The sequence below is a fragment of the Pseudoalteromonas sp. UBA6610 genome (assembly GCF_002433295.1).
Lineage (GTDB): Bacteria > Pseudomonadota > Gammaproteobacteria > Enterobacterales > Alteromonadaceae > Pseudoalteromonas > Pseudoalteromonas atlantica.
Map to the genome: position 1 here is coordinate 1 of NZ_DJHW01000095.1, position 21,471 is coordinate 21,471.

Below are 21,471 nucleotides of genomic sequence, written 5' to 3' on the forward strand. Positions count from 1 at the left end.
GGCGAATACCACTTTGAAGCTAAAAAGCTCTATGCTAAACACTACGAGCATAGCGACCCTAAGCAACCTAAAGTATTTATTTCTGAGCTATTAGTAGAAAAGTGTTCACCAGAGTTACAAGCCATTGTGACAGATATGGTAGAGCAAATAGATGAAAACGCAGTAACTGCCGATAACTTTTTATACTCAGGTACCCATTGGCAAGTAAGTAGCGATACATACAAGCAGTTACTTGCTGAAAGTGAGTACGCAGCGTGGATGTCGGCATGGGGCTACCGTGCAAACCACTTTACTGTAAATATTAATATGCTTGCTAAGTTTGATAATATTCAGGATGTTAACCAAGCACTTAAAGACGCAGGCTTCGCCCTAAATACATCAGGCGGCGAAGTAAAAGGCTCACCAGAGGTATTATTAGAGCAATCATCAACCCTTGCAGATGAGTATGCTGTCACCTTTAGCGACGGTGACCTGCGCATCCCTAGCTGCTTTTATGAGTTTGCCATTAGATACCCTAAAGCCGATGGCGAGCTTTACACGGGGTTTGTTGCAGCCTCTGCTGATAAAATCTTTGAAAGCACTAACGCGCGTTAAAAATAAAACATGCCTTAATGTTTTAACTTAAAAAAAGCCCGTTTGGGCTTTTTTTTATGACAAAAATATTTAGAACATTTACACTAAGTTTTATGCCTGTATTTACTAAATTTTTGATTATCTTGCATGTACTGCTTATATCATCATTGAGCCATGCAAATGAACCACTTACATTACTCTCTAGAGCGAATGCGTCTACTGATGGCTTTTTAAACTCAGATAAAACGTTCGAAAGCCTGCTCAATCATACAATTTATACTAAATTGCAGTGGACCAACCAAGCTCGTTTAATCAAGCGTCTTATGGGTAATGAAGCAGTATGCAGCTACGATATAATAAAAACGCCCGAACGTGAAAAACATATTTTGTTCTCAAATATACCAACTACTATTTACGAGCAACGAAAAATATACGCATTTAAACGCACCTTACAAAACTTTCCTGAACGAGTCTCTGTTGCTCAACTACTAGAAAAAGACTTTACCCTTGCCGTAGACTCAGGAACGAGTTATCAAAAACTTGAGCCTGTTTTAACAAAGTATAATGAGCAAATTGCAGCGATAAGCTCAGAAGATACCAGCTCTCAACTGCCTCAACTTCTCATCCATAATAGAATAGACATGATTGTCGATTACGAGGTTAACGTAATTGGTGCACTCACCAGTGAGCAACTAGAACAAATAGATAGTCGTGAAATAGCTGAATTTCCAGAATTTGTTAATGGCTACTTTGCATGTAGTAAGTCAGAGCTTGGCGAAAAAGTAATAAAAACCATCAATATTTTAATGAACACCCCCGAAATTTACGACCGCTTACAAAAAAGTTTACAACAAGCCTATAGTGCTGATACATCTAGCGCTATGATGCTTGCTTACTCTCAAGAGCACGTATACTTAACCTCTGATGAGTAAAATCAATCGTCAAGATAAACTCAACAAATCAACATAAGCCAATGATTTTAATAGCAAATAAATTATTTTGAATTTATTTAAAATTTTTATTGCGCTGGATAAAAACCTACATTATTATCTCGCCGCTTCTTGATGATAGCCAATCCGAGTACATTACAAACCCCGTTTGTAGCAAGGCGATAGAGCAACTATCCAAGAGTGAATTTAACTGTGCGTTTGCACTATTGATCTCACTCAACTGACTCGTGGATACACCATACCCGAGCAGTTGCTTAATTGACTCGGAAAATAAAATGGCTTTATCAACACAACAACAAGACACCGTAACTAAAGTACCTGCAGCAGCGGTTGCTGCAAATCAAGCAATTGATTACGCGCAACCGAGTATTGCCCACATTGAACAACTTGCTTCACAATTTGGCGCACCTCTAATGGTGCTTGACTGCGACGCTATACGCCGTCAATACCGTGCACTTAAACATGCACTGCCTGGCGTTATGTTACATTTTGCTTTAAAGCCTTTACCGCATGCTGCTGTTGTGCGCACTTTGTTAGATGAAGGCGCAAGCTTTGATTTAGCAACCAGTGGCGAAGTTGACCTAGTAGCAAGCCAAGGCGTACCAAGCGAGCGTACAATTCACACGCACCCAATAAAGCGCGACAGTGACATTCGCGACGCACTTGCCTACGGCTGTACAGTGTTTGTGGTGGATAACATTAACGAGCTTGAAAAGTTTATTGCCTATAAAGATCAAGCCGAAATTTTAGTGCGTTTAAGCTTTCGTAATAAAGATGCATTTGCTGACTTATCTAAAAAGTTTGGCTGCAGCCCTGAGGCGGCAATCGACATTATTAGCCTTGCCCAGCAACTTGGTATTCGTATTAAAGGGTTATCGTTTCATGTTGGCTCGCAATCACCTAACCCAACTAAATACGTTGAAGCGATAAATGCATCTGCAAAAGTGGTTAAACAGGTGGCTGAGTTAGGCTTACCAGCACTTAGTACGCTCGATATTGGTGGTGGGTTTCCTGTGCCGTACAGCGCAGATGTGCTACCAATTGATGTATTTTGTGCGCCTATTAATATCGCGTTGGCACAATTACCAGAAACAATGCAAATTATTGCTGAACCTGGCCGTTTTATTGTAGCAAGTAGTGTAACCAGTGTTGCCTCTATAATGGGACAAGCCACGCGCGAAGGTAAAACATGGTACTACTTAGATGATGGCGTTTATGGCTCTTTTAGCGGTTTAATGTTTGATGAAGCAGCCTACCCTATCGATAGTGCAAAACAAGATGGCGAGCGTTTTGAGTCGGTACTTGCAGGCCCAACATGCGACAGTATAGATGTAATAAGTGATTCAATTATGCTACCAAAACTAAACAATGGCGATTTAATTATTAGCCGTATGATGGGTGCCTACACACTTGCTACAGCAACCGACTTTAACTTTTTTAAACGTGCTGAGGTCGTTGTATTAAACGAGCAAATGCACAGCCAAGTATTAACAGGTTAAGAAAATAAGTTCCTCGCTATAGGTACGCTGGCTTGTACCTATACATTTCAACGCAGTTGCTCATTCCAACTGCGTTTTTTTATTGCGTTAAATAACTGGGGCTTGTTTACCTTTTTGCTCAACAGAGCAGGCTCTAATAAAAGCAACCTGCGCTACTTATTACAAAAATAATGGTTTATAGTCGTTTTCTAACTGTTCAAACGATAAGTCAACTATAAATTTGCCAAAGCTTAGCCACGTTGCTAAACCTCGTAAATCTTTAAAATGTGGTGGTACAAATTTTGGGCTTTCTATTACACCTAAACTATGTAATTGCGATATAAGTCTAAAATCATCAATCGATATTTTTCCGACCAACAATAATGGCAGCTGATCAATGCGCCCAAGCTGTATAGCAACACGAATTAAGTTATATACCAGCACAAATCCTTTAATGTAAGCAATATCCTTAGTAAAAGGTAAGCCTGTTGCCGTGCTGCCTCTAAATACACGTTGTGCTAACGTATAGCTTTCATCTTTTGAAAGCCCTTGCGCTAAATAGTCACGGTATATATCAACAAACTCCGCACCATCAATCACTTTAGTAACTGCTTGAATACGATTTACTAACTTTGATAAACGCCTAGGTGTTGATTTAAGGGTAATTATTTCGGTTAAAACAGCTAAGCCTTCTTGAGTCACTGTTGAGCTTGGCGTCCCTTTACTTAAACAGGTTAAATAAGGCTGAGCTAGCCCGTTTTGCGTTGTACCTACGTGTATCCACCCTTCGTGCACTTCTAAAATATCGAGCTCACGCTGTGAGAATTTAACATCTTGATTTAGCTTAATGTTATTTGCACCTGCAGCAGCATCACTGACAATCCCATCGCTGAGCATAACCTCTACATTAATACCCGCCATACTGCTATTTACTTGCCCAGACAGAATACGCACGGCATCACTTGCATTAATATTTTTAGGATCATCAGGCAAAATATCGGCTATTAATAAGTTTTGCAGTGGTTTTTCTAGCATATTGGCAAGTTCGAACAGTGAAGGTTCACCCGCATGAAATAAATCTTTTGGGTGACCAAAAAGCTCTACCGACAAATCATGAAACTCAGGCGCTCCTCTATACTCAAGCATACTGAGCACCGTTTTATACTCACTACACATTTTACCCATGTATTGAGAAATAGGATTTAGCTGACCTAACTGGTTAATAATATTGCGGTGCAAGTTAGAAAACGCTTGGCGTAATTCGCTGGGGACAAATCCTAAATCTCGTTGCTGGTAATAGGCGCTATCGATTAGCGGATTTTTTTGGCACTTTTGCCTAAAAAACGTCTCTTTGATTTGTTTATCCCAGTTAATGGCATCGAGTATTCTAATGGGTGTTTGTAAAGCAATTAATTGCTCTGAGAGTTCGCGAGTTTTAAGGAGTAAAGCCTTGTCTATCATGGTGTAAGCTCAACAAAAAATGAGGCTTGAGCATAAGGTAAAATCAGTTAATAGCAAGATTATTTTAGCGCTTATTAGCCATTGTTTTTACGGTGATCGACCCTCATATATAAAACGTAATAGCTTTAAACAATAAAGGGTTAATGATGAAAAACGAACTCGATAACAAGCAGATCCTCTCTGTATACGAACGTATTCAGCAGCGCGGTAAACAAAATGATATTGGTAAACATTATCAAGGTGTTACGGCTTACTCTGACATTGACGGCTACACTATTTACTTAGAAGGTAGCGGCGTATTGTTGCGCTTTGGGTTTCATAATGCTTATCACCTAGATTATGAGCATGACAAACATAAAGACGACTTTTTAAAAAAACTATACAACATTGCTAATGAGGAATAATGCAGCCAAGACGCATTCGTAAACGCACCACAAACAAGCAAACCATCTCGTTTATAAACCAAGTAATTACTGAGCTGCAAGCGCACCCAGAAAAGCTGGAGATAATCCGTCGAAACCTTAATGAATACCGCGAACAGACTCACCTTAAACGCGGTTTTTTGCTGGCTATTGAACGCTTTGACTGGGTGTTTGAGGCCAGTAACGATGTTAATTTTATATGCCAACAAATCTTAGCCGATGATTACATAGGTAATCGCCTTAGACGCTACCCACTATTATTCAAAGGCGTTATTAATAGCGCCTAATTTACACGCCTTTTTTAACCTTAACTCCTCCTCTTATAACCAATACACACTGCTACTTTTTTAATTAGTACACTAATTAAACATGTAAAATGGTTACGTTTGCTTATTTAAAATACCCTTCGTACTCTAACTATTACCATTCTAACGAATATTTATCTTTTTTATTACTCATACCCCGTAAACAAATCCTTACTATTTTCACCATTTAAAAATAGAAACATAACTCACTGAATATAAATAATTTTATTAATAAAGACCTGCATATGGCACTACTACAAATTAACCCGTTTTTATTAATAATCCATCTACATCTTGGTATCTGGTTGTTTACTTGCGCCTTGAATTGTTAGAGCTATTACATTAAGCTTATCTTTATTGAACGTTCAATTAATAAAAATTATGCCTAAAGTCGGAATGGAACCTGTCAGGCGTCAGCAGCTAATTGACGCGACCATTGAGTCAGTTGCACAGCGCGGTTTGCAAGGAACAACCATTAACACCATCAGTAAAAATGCGGGTTTATCATCTGGCATTATTAGCCATTACTTTGGTGGTAAGCAGGGGTTAATAGAGGCAACCGTTAGGTATTTGTTATCGAATTTAAAAAATGAATTAATTGAAAAAGTTGAGCCAACCACCAGCGCAATTGAGCGTTTGATGTTTATTGTTGAGGCCAACTTTGCACTTGTTCAACAGCGCAACGACACCACACGTACGTGGTTAAGTTTTTGGGCGCAGTCAATGCACGATCAAGAACTGTACAGGCTGCAAAATGTAAACAGTAATCGCTTGCAAAGTAATTTAGCATTTTCTTTTAAGCAACTAATGCCCGTAAAGCAAGCAAAACAAGCTGCAGAACTTAGCGCCGCCATGATTGATGGCCTATGGTTAAGAGCAGTATTAAGTCAATCTGACGAAAACCAATTTAAACACAGTGAAACATTAGCAAAAAGCTATGTACATTCACTCATCAAGCAATATGGAGCCTAGCGTGACTACACCTGTCTATCAAAACTTTATTAACGGCCACTTCCTTGCAAACCAAAGTGGTGAAACTTTTGATGTAAAAAACCCAGCCACAGATGAAGTTATTTACTCGGTAGAAGTAGCCGACGAATTTATTCAAAACGCGGCTATCGAAAGTGCAAAACAAGGCTTTGCTCAATGGTCAAAAATGAGCCCAATAGAACGTAGCCGTATTTTATTAAAAGCGGTTGCTTTATTACGTGAGCGTAATGACGAGCTTGCCTTAGTTGAAGTGCTTGATACAGGTAAACCAATGCAAGAAGCTAACTGCGTTGATATAGAAACAGGCGCAGATGTAATTGAATACTTTGCAGGCCTAGCACCAGCGCAAGTTGGCCAGCAGCAAATGGTTGGCGAAGACTTTTACTATACCCGCAAAGAGCCACTAGGCATTTGTGCTGGTATTGGTGCATGGAACTACCCGCTGCAAATTGCATGTTGGAAATCGGGCCCGGCCCTTGCCGCAGGTAATGCGTTTATTTTTAAACCTTCTGAAGAAACCCCTTTAGGTGCTATTAAACTAGCTGAAGTTTTTGTTGAAGCAGGCGTACCTGCCGGCGTATTTAACGTTGTGCAAGGTGCGGGTGATGTAGGTCAGTGGTTAACCTCTCACAGTGAAATAGACAAAGTGTCGTTCACTGGTGAAGTAGGCACAGGTAAAAAAGTAGTGGCAAGCGCTGCCGGTACATTAAAAGACGTAACAATGGAATTAGGTGGTAAATCACCTTTATTAGTGTTTGAAGATGCCAATATTGAGCAAGCAGTCAGTGCTGCCATGCTAGGTAACTTTTATACGCAAGGCGAAATTTGTACTAACTGTACCCGTATTTATGTTCATAAAAATGTCTATCAACAATTTATTGATGAGCTTAAAACACGTACTGAGCAAAATATTATTGCCGGAGACCCACAAGATTTAAATACTAACTTTGGGGCATTAATATCTAAAAAGCATCAAGAGTTGGTAATGAGCTACATAGAAAGTGGCTTGGCCGAAGGTGCAACGCTACTTACTGGCGGTACAACTCTTTCTCCTGAATCAGCGCCTAATGGCTACTTTGTAGCACCTACGGTATTTACCGATTGCAACGATGACATGACTATTGTTAAAGAAGAAATATTTGGTCCAGTTATGAGCGTGCTTGTTTTTGAAGACGAAGACGATGTTATCGCCCGTGCAAATGGTACACACCTTGGCTTAGCCGCAGGCGTATTTACTAGCGATATTAAACGTGCGCACCGTGTTATTCACCAATTAGAAGCTGGTATTTGTTGGATTAATGCTTACGGTAATTCACCTGCTGAAATGCCTGTTGGTGGTTACAAGCAATCAGGTATCGGCCGTGAAAATGGCATAGAAACGCTTGATCATTACACGCAAACTAAGTCTATTTATGTGGGCATGGCCGACATAGAAAGCCCGTTTTAAGGTGGCAACTATGAGTAACACTTACGACTATATTATTGTTGGCGCCGGTTCTGCAGGTTGTGTACTTGCAAATCGCTTATCTGAAGATACAAACAATAAAGTGCTATTGCTAGAAACCGGTGGTAGCGATAAAAGTATATTTATCAAAATGCCAACTGCGCTCTCTATTCCTATGAATACAGATAAATACGCATGGCAATTTCACACTCAGCCAGAGCCATATTTAGATAACCGAGAAATGCACTGCCCACGCGGTAAAGTGTTAGGCGGTTCATCATCAATTAATGGCATGGTATATGTACGTGGCCATGCGAAAGATTTTGACGAGTGGCAGCAACACGGTGCTAACGGCTGGGATTATCAGTCGTGCTTACCTTACTTTAAAAAAGCAGAAAGCTTTTATTTAGGTGAAAATGCGCACCGTGGTGGCACAGGCCCGCTTGGCGTTAATAACGGTAACGAAATGCAAAACCCGCTTTACACCACCTTTATTAAAGCAGGTGTAGAAGCAGGGTATGCACAAACAGACGACTACAACGCAGCTCAGCAAGAAGGCTTTGGCCCGATGCACATGACAGTTAAAGACGGTGTGCGCAGTTCGGCCTCGCGCGAGTATTTAGACCCAGTAAAATCACGCAGTAACCTAACAGTTATTACAGGTGCTTTAGCACAAAAAGTGATTTTAGAAGGCAAAAAAGCCACAGGCATTGAGTACACAGTAAATGGCACTCTTAAAACGGCGCATGCGACAAAAGACGTTGTATTAAGTGCAGGTCCAATTGGCTCACCTCATATTTTACAGCTTTCGGGTATTGGCGATAAAGCCATACTTGAAGAAGCCGGTGTTGAGGTAAAGCATCATTTACCAGGCGTAGGTCAAAACTTACAAGATCATCTTGAGTTTTACTTTCAGTACAAGTGTAAACAACCTATTACCTTAAACGGTAAATTAGGTCTTATTTCAAAAGGCTTAATTGGCGCTAAATGGCTACTGACCCGAAAAGGCTTAGGTGCAACAAACCACTTTGAGTCGTGTGCGTTTATTCGCTCAAAACCAGACGTTGAATGGCCAGATATTCAGTACCACTTTTTACCAGCGGCGATGCGCTACGATGGGCGCAGTGCATTTGCGGGCCATGGTTTTCAGGTGCATGTAGGTCATAACAAACCTAAAAGCCGGGGTAGTGTCACAATTCAATCAGCTAATCCTGAGCAACCGCCAAAAATTTTATTTAACTACTTACAGCATAAAGACGATATTGAAGGTTTTAGAGCGTGTGTGCGCCTAACTCGCGACATTATTGAGCAAAGCGCATTTGATGACTACCGCGATGAAGAAATTCAACCAGGTAAGCACATTCAAACCGACGAAGAAATAGATGCCTTTGTACGCCAAGCAGTAGAAAGTGCCTATCACCCGTCTTGTTCTTGCAAAATGGGCGAAGATGACATGGCCGTGGTTAATTCTAATACCCAGGTTCACGGTATTGAAGGGCTGCGTGTTGTTGACTCGTCAATCTTCCCTACGGTGCCAAATGGCAACTTAAATGCCCCTACAATTATGGTTGCAGAAAAAGCAGCTGATCTAATTTTAGGTAAAACCCCACTTACACAGGCATCGGTAAACGTTGCCATGAGCAGTAATTGGCAAACAACGCAACGTAATAGCGAGATTTAATTAAGCCATAACGTGCCTAACACTATGTAGGGCACGTTCAACTTGCAGTGGCTCACGGCGTAAATTGGTTACGCGGTGTTTATGCAAGCAATAAAACAAAAACGGAGAACTTATGAGTTACTTTTATTCATTTTGGGAGGGCGATAATGACTATATGGCTTAGTGCTGGCATTATATTTACGCTACTTGCTGTTATTACTATTTTATTTAAATGGGGTAACGTACGCGTAGTAGGCGTAACACCAGTGAGAACGTTTACCTTTATCGCAATCTTATTTACCTCAGGCCTAGACGTTGGCCTAATCATGTTTCCATTAACCGAATTTGCAGGTTATGCAGACATAAAAGCAAGCCCAGAATACGCGTTTGCAAACCCACTGGCTATTGAGTTTGGCTATTGGGGATTCTTGATCTGGGGATTTTACTTTCTTACGTGCTTTTATTTCTGTGTAATAGAGCCCAAAGTTAAATTTTTCGAAATTTCATGGGTTAAGTTCATTAATAACGTAGTTATTATTGGCACATGTGCCTTTACAGCTTACCTACTGCTTTCTAACTTGCCGTGGTACTTACCAGAGCTAGGCGATGGTTCGAGCGTTATACCTACCTTCTACTTTATTGTATTTGCAGCTATTTGCTTTGCTGTGTACTCAAGTACAGATATTAAATACGTGCGCTTTTTAAGTATTTCTACAACGTGGTTATTTATCGCATTAATTGCCTTTATGTGGGCAGGTGCCTTTGTCGTTGGTGACAGCGAAATGTCGGCATTTACCAATAACCTTGCTGAAATTGGTACTTACTTTGCCAATATAAATCAGTTTGTTTTACCGCTTAATGACTACCATGAATTTTATCTATTTTGGTGGTTTGCGTGGAGCATTATGATTGGCCAATTTACGTCTCGCTTTGTAGGCGGCCTTAAAACATACCAAGTATTAGGTGCAATGTTGATATTTCCATCTATTCCGATTGCGATTTGGTTTAGCGTACTTTATCACTACCACGAAATGGGTATTTCAACAGCGGGTATTAAAAACTTTGCCATGGTATTTGTTGGGATAGTGTTTGTTATTAATTCGCTTGATTCATTAATACGCTTATACACAGATAACCTTAACTTAACGGTTAAACGTTTAGGTAAAATGAACTATATGATACTCAATATTGTTGCCCTTTCGTTACTAACCCTATTGTTTAAGCTTGAGTTTTTACAAATTCAATGGGTTGGCGCGTTAGTAATTGCACTGTTTTTTGGTTGTGCTGCGTTTATTGGCTACAGCAAATTTAAAACGGTTAACAATATAGACAGTTCGCCAAAAGCAAACAAAATAGATTACACAAAAATAGAAACTGTACATTAGGGGTCAACAATGAATAACAAACTAAAACAACTAGCAGTAGCGCTACCTTTCGCACTTTTATCAACTACGGTGTCAGCTAACTGGTCAACAACCATTACAGCAGCATCTGACTATACTTTTAACGGTGTAACTCAAACTGATAGCGACCCTGCAATTCAAGCAAGCCTTGATTACGCGTTCGACAGCGGTATATATGCGGGTGCATGGGCATCTAATGTAGATTTTGGTGATGACACTGATTTTGAACTTGATGCCTACCTAGGTAAATACGTGCAATTAACTGACACGGTTAGCGCTGATTACGGTATTGCTTATTACACATACCAAGGTAATAACAGCGATGGTAACTACGCAGAAGCCTACACAAAATTTGGCTATGCAAGTGAGTATGGTCAAACAGAGCTAAACTTTTGGTATAGCTGGGATTACTTTGGTACAGGCGCTGGCCATGTTATTTCTATGATCGCCCACACCTTTGAAATTGCCCCAAATCATGCCATTCGTGCAAGCTTTGATATTTCTAATTCGCTTGATGGCGAAAAATGGGCATGGGATGTAAACCAAAAGAAATCATACAAACATTACCGCCTAGCGTACCAAACTAGCTACGAAGGCTTTGGCATTGAGATTGCTGCTGAAGACACAAGCCTAGATTACGATTACGCTGATGAGCGTATAGTACTTGCTATATCACGCACATTCGATTTATAAAAATTGTAGTTGTTAGATTCTACAAACAAAAATGCCACTTTTAAAAGTGGCATTTTTTTTACTAAATTTTAAGGCTTTAGCCCTAAAGAACTTAGTTTTATTTAGGGGCAATTAAGCACAATACAGGGTTTAACATCTCCTGGCCTAAAAAGCTGCACCAGTAAATGCTCAAGTTAATCGCTATCGGTAGGGGCAATTTAATACCATAGCCTTAGCCTAAAACCCTCCATAAGCTATTAAAATTACCTATAATAATATACAGGCTCTAACTTTCTATTTCCCACGCGCTGGTGCCCGCTGCAGATAAGTTAGCCGTATTTTTACGTAAAACTTTGTTACCCACATTGATAGAGGATTCTGGGCGACTAACCAAGTAACCTTGTACAGAGCTTACACCCATGCGTTTTACAAGTTCAAACTGCTCAATTTCTTCTACGCCCTCTGCCACTATTTTAAGTCCTAACTTTTGACCTAATTCGCTAATCGTATTAAGGATGTCATTGTACTTTGGACTTTTATCGGCTTGAGAGATAAACGAGCGATCTATTTTTATTACATCAATGGGCAAATCAGCCAATGTACTTAATGAACTAAAGCCAGTACCAAAATCGTCAATAGCAATCGTCACACCTTCTGCACGAAGCCGCTCAAGCTCTTCAATCATACTTTTACTGGCTTTAATAAACGTAGACTCTGTTATTTCTAGCATTAAAGAATGCGATGGCAGCCCTGTGTTTTTTAGGTTTTTCATTATCCAATCGTACACTGAGCGGTGTTTTAGTTGCACACCCGATACATTAACCGAAATTTTTACTTTGCGCATACCGGCATTATGCCATGCTGCCATTTGCCTACACGACTCATGCATAATCCAATCGCCGAGCTCTAAAATAAGGTTAGACTCTTCGGCAATAGGTATAAACTCCGCCGGTGAAATCATCCCTTCTATAGGATGTTCCCAGCGTGTAAGCGCTTCAAAATAATCTATCATGCAATCTTCTACATGCACGATAGGTTGAAAAGATAAGTAAAAGTCTTTACACGCAACCGCCAAACGCAGCTCTTCTAATAAATAGTGATAGCGGCGCATTTTATTACCCATCTCTGGGGAGTACACTTTAAAAATGCCTTTACCATCGCTTTTTGCACGGTACATTGCCACATCGGCCAATTGCAATAATGCTTGTGGTGTTGATGCGCTCTCTGGGTACGCCGCTATACCAATACTGGCGCTAATTTTTATTATTTTATTACCCAGTACAAAGTCTTTTTCAAGTTCACTGAGTACGTGCTTAGCAATATCGACTACTTTATTATCGGTATCTACCGACTCAATAAAAATTGAAAATTCGTCACCGCCTAAACGTGATAAATTTTGCTCTAACTGATTCGCCTCGTTAATATTACTTAACTTATGATGGCGTAATACGTTAGCTAGGCGCGTAGCAACCTGTACCAAAATTTCATCACCAAAGCTGTGGCCAAACGAGTCATTTACCTGTTTAAACCCATCTAGGTCAATAAACAATAAGGCGCATTTAAGCTGCTCTTCATCAGTAAAATTTATTTGCCTATCTATATGCTCAATATAAGCATGGCGGTCAATGAGCAAAGTTAGCTTATCTTGGCAGATACTTGTTTGTGTTTGCTTTAAATAATTAGCAACATGGGTATTTAAATTGTTTATTGACTGGCTTAAATTACCCAGCCCTGATGGGTTGCCGTGTTGGGGTTGTAGGTTAAAGGCTACAAGCAATTGATTAGCGTTGTTATTTAGCTGTGCAATTTGATGCTGATAAGAGATTTTTTTACGCTCTTTACGAATAATTGTAAAGCCAACAAACAATACCATACACACCAATATAAAGTTTATTGGCGACGTTAACGTCATTAAAATAAGCTTTGTTGCGTTTGCAGCGATAAATTCCGTGTCGGTAGTTTTAACTAACAAAAAATCGGCAGAAGGCTGGTGTATTAAATAGTGCCCATTGAGCATAGGGTTATACCAAGGCGCCATTTCGAGCGTTGTATCTACAATATCAAAGTGGCGTAAATCTATATCAGGGTTGAATAAATTAATGCGGTTAATCTGGTTTGTTAGTTCGATGTTTAAACAAAAGCAAAACAAGATAAATACAAAAAAAATGCCGCCTAAGGGTTTAAATTTATTCATCAACAAAATCCATCTAAATTACTTATCCTATAAACCCGTTACTAAAAGACGATTATATCGCCTATTTTTAGTACTAAGCAAGCCATAGCACAGTCCTTATTCATTAAAATTTTTAGAACTGTACTCAAAAGAATAAATTAATACTTAATAATTAACTAATTATAGAGTGTGATGAATCAAAATAAACCACTTTGTTAAAGTTACATATTTTGGCCTAACAACTTATAGCTGCCATGCATAGCTCACTTTTGTAAAAAATGTGCGTTGATCTCTTTCAACGTGTTTTAGGGAATCGTCTTGATAGCTTTTATCTGAGTAGCCTAAATAAAATAATGTTTGAGCATTAATTTTGTACGAGTAAACTAATTGGCTGCCGTAGTCTTTATTAATGTGGCTAACTTGGTAGTAGTAGGCGTCTTTATTTCTATCAACGTCTTCAAATTGCAATATAAGCTTGAGCATAGCGCGCATGCTAAATTTATAATAAAGCCTAAAATCTAATAAGTTAGCAGTATAAACTCGCTCCCCTTGAGGGTTATCTAAAACGCTGTAGTTATGCGTAGCGTCTACTTGCCAATGATCGTTTATATCCCACGTAACTTGCGTTTGCGTAGCATACGAATCGCCAATTTGCTCATTGGCGTAATCAATGCGGCTGCCATACTCACCATAAAACGAAAGCCATATATTATTTTTAGGTTTAAAGCCCGTATAAACAAAGCCAATATTTTGATTATAAAAAGCATCATTATAGTTTTCATAACGATGCAGTAAGCCAATTTCAAAAATAGACTGCTTTTGCCCTTTTAATGTTATAAACCCTTGGTATTCTTCTTCAAGTAGGTCGCCATTTTGCGCCCATGTTTTATCCCAATCAGCCTCATAAGACCATGACGTTAATAAACCAGATTCATCTGCATACCAGGTTTGTCCGCCCCCAAAGCCTACGTTCTCATAATCTACTTTTTCTTGATAACCTAAGTCAGTGCGATAGTCTTTACCTATGTTTTCGTAGCTGGCAAACAAATTGTAGTCACGTTTATCACGGGTAAACTCTATAGCGTACGCTTCATCAGATTGAGTTTTAGATAAGTTATAGTTACTTGTTAAAAAATCAGAGTTTTTAGAATCTGTTGTAGCTACCTGGTAGGTCAGTAGATCTGATTGATTAAACCAATAGCTGCCATCGACTGAAAGCACTGTATTGTAGTAATCATCGCTTTCGCGGTGAGTCGTACTTAGCCCTATAGTGCCTTGTTGGCCAATATCGTATTGATAACGCGCCGCTGCTGCATGGGTTTTATCCTCTAAAATTGCAAAACCAGAGCCTTGATTTGTTGGCAATAAAATATTGCTATTATTGTCATCGGCATACATAAATGCATAGCTATGTTGCCCTGTTTTACCTGTTAATTTTGCCCCTGCTTCAGGCTCTGCAATAGTGCGGGTATACAATAGTTCAAATAAACTGCTTTTAAAGTAGGATGCGCCATCTAAAAAAAATGGTCGTTTTTCTGCATAATAAATTGAGTACGTGGTATTTACATCAAGGGCTAACGCATCGCTTTCTATTTGCGAAAAATCTGGGTTTATAGTGGCATTAATTACCGCATCTTGTGTAACCCCCCAGCGTAAATCAAGGCCAGCCTCGGTGTCTATATCACCATTATCCCACTGCCCTGGCAAGGTAGCTTTTGAATCATTTCTGAGCGCCGTAAGTGTAGGCGTTAGTTGCAGATTTTTGCTGGCTTTTATATTTTTAAAACCATTTAGTTTATCAAACTGACATAAACTGCATTTTATATCTCGGTCAAACCCCATATTTGAAAGCTGATACAGTACATCACGTTGGTAATTTCGCATAAGGGCAAAGCCCCATGTTAAATCTGTTTTATTCTCAGGAAATCTTAGCGCTTTAAAAGGTATACGCATTTCAACCACAAACCCTTGGGCGGTAATTTGCCCTGCGCTATCCCATATTGCATCCCAAGACGGGTCTGATTGCCAGCCATCGGTGTCACTCATCCGCGTATCACCTTGCGCACCCAATGGATTTACATAAAATTCGTAAGCTGAACGTTCGTCGTTAAAAGTGTCAATAATTAAAATAACCGTATCATCTTGCCAAAGCGTATCTCTGTCACGTAGAGAAGCTGTAATTTCGCTCGGCTGTGGATCTTCGGCTACAAAAGCAACATATAAGTTGCTGCCATCTTCATACATGTAAGCATCAGTTTTAACCGGTGGGGCGCCCTTTTCGTTAGGCTCATCTTGAAATGCTATAGGAACTAAAGTGGCATTTTGCCAGTGGGGCTCATCAAGTACGCCATCTACAGTAATATCTGCATTTATATGTACAAGAGAATGCTGCTGTTTTTCACTGGCATAAAGGTGGTTAGAAAATAAAAGTGCTAATAAGAAGGGGAATAAAGCACTGCATTGTTTTTTTATAATTATTAAGTACTGCATAAACATCCATTTAGACGTGTTTACCCTTAAAAGGTAAACTTATTTATGCAGTGTAATTTAAGTCAGTACATTTGTTAATAGTTTGATACTAAAAACAATAGCTTTTTTAACTAATTAATATTAAAGGCTTAATTTAAAAGCTAGGTTTCAATTAATTTAAGCTTATTAGCCACGCCATTCCAACTATCGGCATCAGCAGGCGCTGGTTTTACCTCAACAATGCGTGGCCACACCAATGCAAGCTCAGCATTAAGCTCTGTAAACTCTTTTTGCTCTTCTGGCAGCTCGTCTTCTTGGTAAATTGCTTCAGCTGGGCACTCAGGTACGCATAATCCACAATCTATGCAATCAATAGGGCTTATTGCTAAAAAGTTAGGGCCTTCGTAAAAGGCATCTGCAGGGCACACTGCCACACAATCTGTGTATTTACACTTAATACAGTTTTCGGTGACCACAAACGCCATAATAGTTTAAACCTAGTAATTAATTATCTAAAGCGAGGATCATACCCAACCCCATTAAAAACACAATAAATATGTGCCATCTGCGGTCAATTTAACGTAATATATGCGCCCTTAATGTATAGCCATTACGTGCCCTACACTTCTTATTGTGAGCGGATAATATTACCGCTAAGACACCTAAAAGAGATAACAATGATACGTTTAACCGAAATAAAGCTGCCGCTTGATCATAACGAAGACGCTATAGGCCAAGCCATAGTTGATAAACTAAAAATACAGCCAGCGCAGCTACACAGCTACAATGTGTTTAAACGTGGGTACGATGCACGTAAAAAAACGGCTATTTTACTTATTTATACCCTCGATATTGAAGTAGATAACGAAGAAGCGCTGTTAAACGCATTTGCTAAAGATCAGCACGTAAAACCTGCCCCTGATACCTCATACAAATTTGTTGCCCACGCCCCCGCTAACCTTACTGAGCGCCCTGTAGTAATTGGCTTTGGCCCGTGTGGATTATTTGCGGGCTTAGTGCTGGCTCAAATGGGTTTTAACCCTATTATTTTAGAGCGCGGTAAAGAAGTACGCGAACGCACCAAAGACACCTTTGGCTTTTGGCGTAAACGTACCCTTAATACAGAGTCTAATGTGCAGTTTGGCGAGGGTGGCGCAGGTACATTTTCAGACGGTAAACTATACAGCCAAGTGAAAGATCCAAAACATTACGGGCGTAAAGTTATCACCGAATTTGTAGAAGCCGGCGCACCAGATGAAATTTTATACGTAAGTAAGCCGCACATTGGTACGTTTAAACTTGTTACTATGATTGAAAAAATGCGCGCACGTATTATTGAACTTGGCGGCGAAATCCGCTTTAGCAGCCGCGTAGACGACATTCATATAGATGATGGACAAGTAACTGGCTTAACGCTTTCAAACGGTGAAAAGCTCAATACCCGCCATGTCGTACTTGCTGTGGGACATAGCGCCCGTGATACCTTTAAAATGATTCACGATAAAGGCATTTATGTAGAAGCTAAACCGTTTTCTGTGGGCTTTAGAATCGAGCACAAGCAATCGATGATTGATGAGTGTCGTTTTGGGCCTAACGCGGGTAACCCCATTTTAGGCTCTGCTGATTATAAACTCGTTCACCATTGTGATAATGGCCGCACGGTTTACAGTTTTTGTATGTGCCCAGGAGGGACTGTTGTAGCCGCCACCTCTGAAGAAGGCCGCGTAGTAACAAACGGTATGAGCCAATACTCTCGTAGTGAGCGCAATGCAAATAGTGCCATTGTAGTAGGTATTACACCTGAAAAAGACTTCCCTGGTCACCCGCTTGCCGGCATAGATTTGCAACGTAAACTAGAAGAGCAAGCCTATGCATTAGGCGGTAGCAACTACGATGCACCAGCACAGTTAATTGGCGACTTTTTAAAAGGAAAAGCATCGGGCGATTTAGGTGATGTACAACCGTCGTTTACACCAGGAATAAAACTCACCGATTTAGCAAATGTACTCCCGCAGTTTGCTATCGATGCAATACGCGAAGCCATTCCAGCCTTTAATAAGCAAATTCGTGGTTTTTCTACAAACGACGGTTTATTAACAGGGGTAGAAACCCGTACATCATCACCTATTAGTATCAAACGCGATAAAAGCTTCCAAAGCATAAATACTAAAGGTTTATACCCAGCGGGTGAAGGCGCCGGTTACGCAGGTGGTATTTTATCTGCAGGCATTGATGGTATTAAAGCGGCTGAAGCCGTTGCACTCTCAATGTTAGAAAACGCTTAACCCTTTTAAGTTATTAATCAAAAACCTCACTTAGTGAGGTTTTTTTAGAAGCGTTACACTTTGTAAGCTTACTTTTTAAGGGTAAGCTTGGCGCCTTTTAAGCTTTTACGCACATTTGAAATACGTGAGCGATTTACCGCACGTGCTTCGCCTGTTGCTTGGCCTGTTGGCTTATTCGTACGGCTACGACGTAAATGCGCTGGTTTTTTACCTATTTTATCAATAAGTACTTCACGGCTACTTACTTCATAACCCTCTAAGTAAACACGTTTGATTTTTTGGCCAATTAACGACTCTATTTCAAACAAGGTGTTTTCTTCTTCGCGGCTTACAAACGAAATAGCTTGGCCTTGATTACCAGCACGACCTGTACGGCCAATGCGATGTACGTAATCTTCTGCAAGCCATGGTAAATCAATATTAATTACTCGTGGTAGGCCTTCAATATCAATACCACGCGCAGCAACTTCGGTAGCCACTAAAACACGTACTTTGCCTTCTTTAAATTCACGAAGTGCACGGCGGCGGTTACCTTGCGATTTATCACCATGACATACAGTGGCAGGAATACCATCAAGGTTAAGCTCTTTAACCAGCTCATCCGCCGTTTCTTTCATGTTTACAAACACAAGTACCTGTTGCCAATTCTTTTTACCAATCAGCTCAGAAAGCAGCTCTTGCTTACGGCGCTCTTCAACTGGGTACACAACATGCTGTACCGTACTTGCAGTACTATTAGTTTGATCTACGCGAACAATTTCAGGCTGTTTTAATACTTTTGCTGCAAACTGCTTAATAGCCGCTGGAAAAGTGGCTGAGAAAAGTAAAATTTGGCGCTGCTCGTCACAACTTTTAATAACACTTTGCATATCTTCAATAAAGCCCATATCAAGCATACGGTCGGCTTCATCAAGTACTAAGTGTTTAACACTTGCTAGGCTTAAATTACCTAAACGAATATGATCAAGTAAACGCCCTGGAGTTGCAACTACAACATCTACGCCGTCTTTAAGTGCATTTGCTTGGCCTGCGGTATTAACACCGCCAAATAGGCTCACTACTTTTAAAGCGGTATGTTTTGCATAGGCTTTAAAGTTATTTGCTATTTGCTCTGCCAGCTCACGAGTAGGCGCAAGCACTAACGCGTGCGGAGCATTGCTTGTGCTTAGCTCAGATTCAGTTAATTTTTGGATGATAGGTAAAGCAAACGCAGCCGTTTTACCTGTGCCTGTTTGGGCACTTGCTAAAACGTCTTTACCTTTACGAACAGCTGGAATAGCTGAACGCTGAATGGGCGTAAGGGTGTGGTAATTAAGTTCGTCTAACGCCTGAATAAGTTCAGGGGAAAAACTAAAAGATTTAAAATTCATGCTGTATAACCTGCGGCCACATTTATCAAGGGTCGCAAATTATACAGCAAAAATGAGTCAACAGTTAGTTATAACTTAACTAAAGTGCCTTTTAATGCAACGCCAGCGATAATTGTACCAGCACCGCATTCATATTCCGTGCTACTTACAAACTTACGCTTTTTATAATATGATTGTATATTTACAACTGCGTTCATGCCTTCTTTTATGGCACGCTCTTGTAGTGCTTTTAAAGCACTAAGCATGACCCACTCGCACGCTTCACGATCACTTTTATTAAATGCGTTAGTTTTTTTATTAGTGATCACTTCACCGTATTTACTGCTCTCACTACCGTAGCTTTGATCAGCAAAGTAAAGAGGTACATCTAATAGCGCACTTTTGGCTTTACTGGTTTCTAGCAGTGATTGAATAGGATATTTACCTATATCATCACGTGCTTCAACCGCACTCACTGTTAACAAAGATGTAGCTAATAATAAGCTTGTCATTAATTTCATTTTATATTCCTTCTTTTGTATAGAACTTCCATGCAACTCCAAAACCAAACGAGATATTACTATCGTGTTTCACTAAGGGACTACGTTGCTGTTTGCTTTGGGCTAAGTGGTGATATTTAATAAAGCCACCTAGCCAATATTTTTTACTATCTAAATTAAGCCCCAGCGAAATATCGGCGCCCGAATACCCCGACTGAGTATTAAACTTTGAACGTGAATCATGCGTATCTGATGCTGATATACTATAATAATAATTCAAGTAACGACCGTCGGCAAAATTGGCATTTGCTCTTACACTAGTGGTAATTACATAAGTTGGGGCAATAAACACCGGGCTTTCATAGTAGATGCTCGGCCCATAACGCCAACCGACGTTAGTCACTGAGCTAAAATCAGTTGCCATAGCTTTACGGGTGAATAAGCCAATATAAAATTGTTCTGCCGCTTGGGGATCACCTTTAAAGTAATAATTTAGCGAAGGTCCAAGTTCAAACACCCAATCTAAATCATCCATGCCTTCTCGAGCTTGGTTATCTGCGCTGTCAACGGCTAAACTAACTCCAGCAGATATATCTAGGTGTACATTATCAAAATGCCATAAGTAACCAGTAAAGCTATTGCGGTCCACATCTAACTCATCACTTTGATAACGAACATAAGGCACAGGCATTATGTATTGCTCACTTTGATCTGATCCTAGATAGTGGGGGATATCAGCCACAAACACACCACCGCCTATTTCTAATTTAGATGTAGCAAAACTCAATGGGCTAAATAAGCACAAAACTAACACTAACCAAGGCATATTACTCACCTTTAAAGCGTTTAAAAATCAATGAGGTATTAATGCCACCAAATGCAAAGTTATTACTCATTATATAATCGGTATCTATTTCACGGCCATGTTCTGTAATATAATCTAAAGGCGCACACTCATTGTCTACTTCTGTCAAATTAATTGTTGGGGCAAACCAATTATCAGTCATCATATTAATACTAGCCCACGCTTCTATCGCACCACAAGCACCTAAAGTATGACCAAGATAACTTTTTAGTGAACTAATTGGTTTAGCACCTAACGCGTTAAAGGTTGCATGTGTTTCTGCAATGTCACCACGATCTGTTGAAGTACCATGTGCATTAACATAACCAATTTGATCTGCCGATAAGTTTGCATCTTGCAATGCCATTTCAATAGCTATTTGCATGGTATCTGAAGATGGTTGAGTAACATGTTGTCCATCAGAGTTACAGCCAAAACCGACAACCTCAGCTAATATATTTGCCCCTCTAGCTTTAGCATGCTCATACTCTTC

18 protein-coding genes and 1 pseudogene are annotated in these 21,471 nt (G+C 39.9%); 11 read left to right on the forward strand and 8 right to left on the reverse strand.

The annotated features are described in order from the left end of the window. The 3 genes from B4F91_RS12645 to B4F91_RS12655 form a co-directional block, all read left to right on the forward strand. Positions 1–594, forward strand: a 594-nt coding sequence (locus tag B4F91_RS12645) for a DUF1338 domain-containing protein (protein WP_288635818.1), incomplete at its 5' end; no start/stop codon positions are given. 56 nt (positions 595–650) lie between these two features. Then, positions 651–1,505, forward strand: a complete 855-nt coding sequence (locus B4F91_RS12650) for a transporter substrate-binding domain-containing protein (protein ID WP_286936587.1) — start codon at positions 651–653, stop codon at positions 1,503–1,505. Between the two features lie 293 nt (positions 1,506–1,798). Then, positions 1,799–3,022, forward strand: a complete 1,224-nt coding sequence (locus tag B4F91_RS12655) for a type III PLP-dependent enzyme (protein WP_286936585.1) — start codon at positions 1,799–1,801, stop codon at positions 3,020–3,022. 159 nt (positions 3,023–3,181) lie between these two features. On the opposite strand, the gene B4F91_RS12660 is transcribed toward B4F91_RS12655, so the two are convergent. Then, a complete protein-coding gene (locus B4F91_RS12660) occupies positions 3,182–4,462 on the reverse strand; it encodes a flavohemoglobin expression-modulating QEGLA motif protein (protein WP_286936584.1) in 1,281 nt (426 codons plus the stop codon). A 146-nt stretch (positions 4,463–4,608) separates the two neighbouring features. On the opposite strand from B4F91_RS12660, the gene B4F91_RS12665 reads away from it, so the two are divergent. From B4F91_RS12665 to B4F91_RS12695, 7 genes are all read left to right on the forward strand, one after another. After that, a complete protein-coding gene (locus tag B4F91_RS12665; RefSeq protein WP_024031788.1) occupies positions 4,609–4,866 on the forward strand; it encodes a DUF3081 domain-containing protein in 258 nt (85 codons plus the stop codon). Continuing rightward, positions 4,866–5,171 (forward strand): hypothetical protein, encoded by a 306-nt coding sequence (locus tag B4F91_RS12670; RefSeq protein WP_286936583.1) that lies wholly within the window; start codon positions 4,866–4,868, stop codon positions 5,169–5,171. Before B4F91_RS12665 ends, B4F91_RS12670 begins: the two co-directional genes overlap by 1 nt. 414 nt (positions 5,172–5,585) lie before the next feature. Then, the gene (gene betI / locus B4F91_RS12675; protein WP_286936595.1) at positions 5,586–6,161 is read left to right on the forward strand and encodes a transcriptional regulator BetI; all 576 of its coding nucleotides are present in this window, start codon (positions 5,586–5,588) and stop codon (positions 6,159–6,161) included. Position 6,162: 1 nt separating this feature from the next. Next, entirely contained in the window at positions 6,163–7,626 is a 1,464-nt protein-coding gene (gene betB / locus B4F91_RS12680; RefSeq protein ID WP_248443520.1) for a betaine-aldehyde dehydrogenase, read from the forward strand. Between the two features lie 10 nt (positions 7,627–7,636). Next, positions 7,637–9,304, forward strand: coding sequence for a choline dehydrogenase (gene betA, locus B4F91_RS12685; RefSeq protein ID WP_286936582.1), 1,668 nt, complete (start codon positions 7,637–7,639; stop codon positions 9,302–9,304). Positions 9,305–9,450: 146 nt separating this feature from the next. Beyond that, a complete protein-coding gene (locus B4F91_RS12690; protein ID WP_004586453.1) occupies positions 9,451–10,668 on the forward strand; it encodes a BCCT family transporter in 1,218 nt (405 codons plus the stop codon). A gap of 9 nt (positions 10,669–10,677) precedes the next feature. Beyond that, positions 10,678–11,379 carry a TorF family putative porin gene (locus B4F91_RS12695; RefSeq protein WP_288635820.1) on the forward strand — a complete coding sequence of 234 codons (702 nt, stop codon included), beginning with the start codon at positions 10,678–10,680 and terminating at the stop codon, positions 11,377–11,379. Between the two features lie 265 nt (positions 11,380–11,644). On the opposite strand, the gene B4F91_RS12700 is transcribed toward B4F91_RS12695, so the two are convergent. From B4F91_RS12700 to fdxA, 3 genes are all read right to left on the reverse strand, one after another. Beyond that, positions 11,645–13,552, reverse strand: coding sequence for a putative bifunctional diguanylate cyclase/phosphodiesterase (locus B4F91_RS12700; RefSeq protein WP_286936577.1), 1,908 nt, complete (start codon positions 13,550–13,552; stop codon positions 11,645–11,647). A gap of 222 nt (positions 13,553–13,774) precedes the next feature. After that, positions 13,775–16,021: a carbohydrate binding family 9 domain-containing protein gene (locus B4F91_RS12705; protein ID WP_264389869.1), complete on the reverse strand. Its 2,247-nt coding sequence runs from the start codon at positions 16,019–16,021 to the stop codon at positions 13,775–13,777. A 140-nt stretch (positions 16,022–16,161) separates the two neighbouring features. After that, positions 16,162–16,485: a ferredoxin FdxA gene (gene fdxA / locus B4F91_RS12710; protein ID WP_055254052.1), complete on the reverse strand. Its 324-nt coding sequence runs from the start codon at positions 16,483–16,485 to the stop codon at positions 16,162–16,164. 192 nt (positions 16,486–16,677) lie between these two features. On the opposite strand from fdxA, the gene B4F91_RS12715 reads away from it, so the two are divergent. Continuing rightward, complete coding sequence (locus B4F91_RS12715; protein WP_286936575.1) at positions 16,678–18,285, forward strand: NAD(P)/FAD-dependent oxidoreductase; 1,608 nt, start codon at positions 16,678–16,680, stop codon at positions 18,283–18,285. Positions 18,286–18,353: 68 nt separating this feature from the next. On the opposite strand, the gene B4F91_RS12720 is transcribed toward B4F91_RS12715, so the two are convergent. The 4 genes and pseudogenes from B4F91_RS12720 to B4F91_RS12735 all read right to left on the reverse strand — a co-directional run. After that, positions 18,354–19,655: a DEAD/DEAH box helicase gene (locus B4F91_RS12720; RefSeq protein WP_004586461.1), complete on the reverse strand. Its 1,302-nt coding sequence runs from the start codon at positions 19,653–19,655 to the stop codon at positions 18,354–18,356. Positions 19,656–19,723: 68 nt separating this feature from the next. Next, entirely contained in the window at positions 19,724–20,155 is a 432-nt protein-coding gene (locus B4F91_RS12725; protein ID WP_096042945.1) for an excinuclease ABC subunit A, read from the reverse strand. A 1-nt stretch (position 20,156) separates the two neighbouring features. Next, a complete protein-coding gene (locus B4F91_RS12730; RefSeq protein ID WP_248450266.1) occupies positions 20,157–20,960 on the reverse strand; it encodes a MipA/OmpV family protein in 804 nt (267 codons plus the stop codon). 1 nt (position 20,961) lies between these two features. Further along, positions 20,962–21,471: pseudogene (locus B4F91_RS12735) on the reverse strand (beta-ketoacyl-ACP synthase); the annotation flags it as partial.

Excerpts from the sequence above, each read along its gene's own strand:
- B4F91_RS12650 (WP_286936587.1), top strand. The coding sequence starts at position 651 with ATGACAAAAATATTTAGAACATTTACACTAAGTTTTATGCCTGTATTT.
- B4F91_RS12655 (WP_286936585.1), top strand. The coding sequence starts at position 1,799 with ATGGCTTTATCAACACAACAACAAGACACCGTAACTAAAGTACCTGCA.
- B4F91_RS12660 (WP_286936584.1), bottom strand. The coding sequence starts at position 4,462 with ATGATAGACAAGGCTTTACTCCTTAAAACTCGCGAACTCTCAGAGCAA.
- B4F91_RS12665 (WP_024031788.1), top strand. The coding sequence starts at position 4,609 with ATGAAAAACGAACTCGATAACAAGCAGATCCTCTCTGTATACGAACGT.
- B4F91_RS12670 (WP_286936583.1), top strand. The coding sequence starts at position 4,866 with ATGCAGCCAAGACGCATTCGTAAACGCACCACAAACAAGCAAACCATC.
- betI (WP_286936595.1), top strand. The coding sequence starts at position 5,586 with ATGGAACCTGTCAGGCGTCAGCAGCTAATTGACGCGACCATTGAGTCA.
- betA (WP_286936582.1), top strand. The coding sequence starts at position 7,637 with ATGAGTAACACTTACGACTATATTATTGTTGGCGCCGGTTCTGCAGGT.
- B4F91_RS12690 (WP_004586453.1), top strand. The coding sequence starts at position 9,451 with ATGACTATATGGCTTAGTGCTGGCATTATATTTACGCTACTTGCTGTT.
- B4F91_RS12695 (WP_288635820.1), top strand. The coding sequence starts at position 10,678 with ATGAATAACAAACTAAAACAACTAGCAGTAGCGCTACCTTTCGCACTT.
- B4F91_RS12700 (WP_286936577.1), bottom strand. The coding sequence starts at position 13,552 with ATGAATAAATTTAAACCCTTAGGCGGCATTTTTTTTGTATTTATCTTG.
- B4F91_RS12705 (WP_264389869.1), bottom strand. The coding sequence starts at position 16,021 with ATGCAGTACTTAATAATTATAAAAAAACAATGCAGTGCTTTATTCCCC.
- fdxA (WP_055254052.1), bottom strand. The coding sequence starts at position 16,485 with ATGGCGTTTGTGGTCACCGAAAACTGTATTAAGTGTAAATACACAGAT.
- B4F91_RS12715 (WP_286936575.1), top strand. The coding sequence starts at position 16,678 with ATGATACGTTTAACCGAAATAAAGCTGCCGCTTGATCATAACGAAGAC.
- B4F91_RS12720 (WP_004586461.1), bottom strand. The coding sequence starts at position 19,655 with ATGAATTTTAAATCTTTTAGTTTTTCCCCTGAACTTATTCAGGCGTTA.
- B4F91_RS12725 (WP_096042945.1), bottom strand. The coding sequence starts at position 20,155 with ATGAAATTAATGACAAGCTTATTATTAGCTACATCTTTGTTAACAGTG.
- B4F91_RS12730 (WP_248450266.1), bottom strand. The coding sequence starts at position 20,960 with ATGCCTTGGTTAGTGTTAGTTTTGTGCTTATTTAGCCCATTGAGTTTT.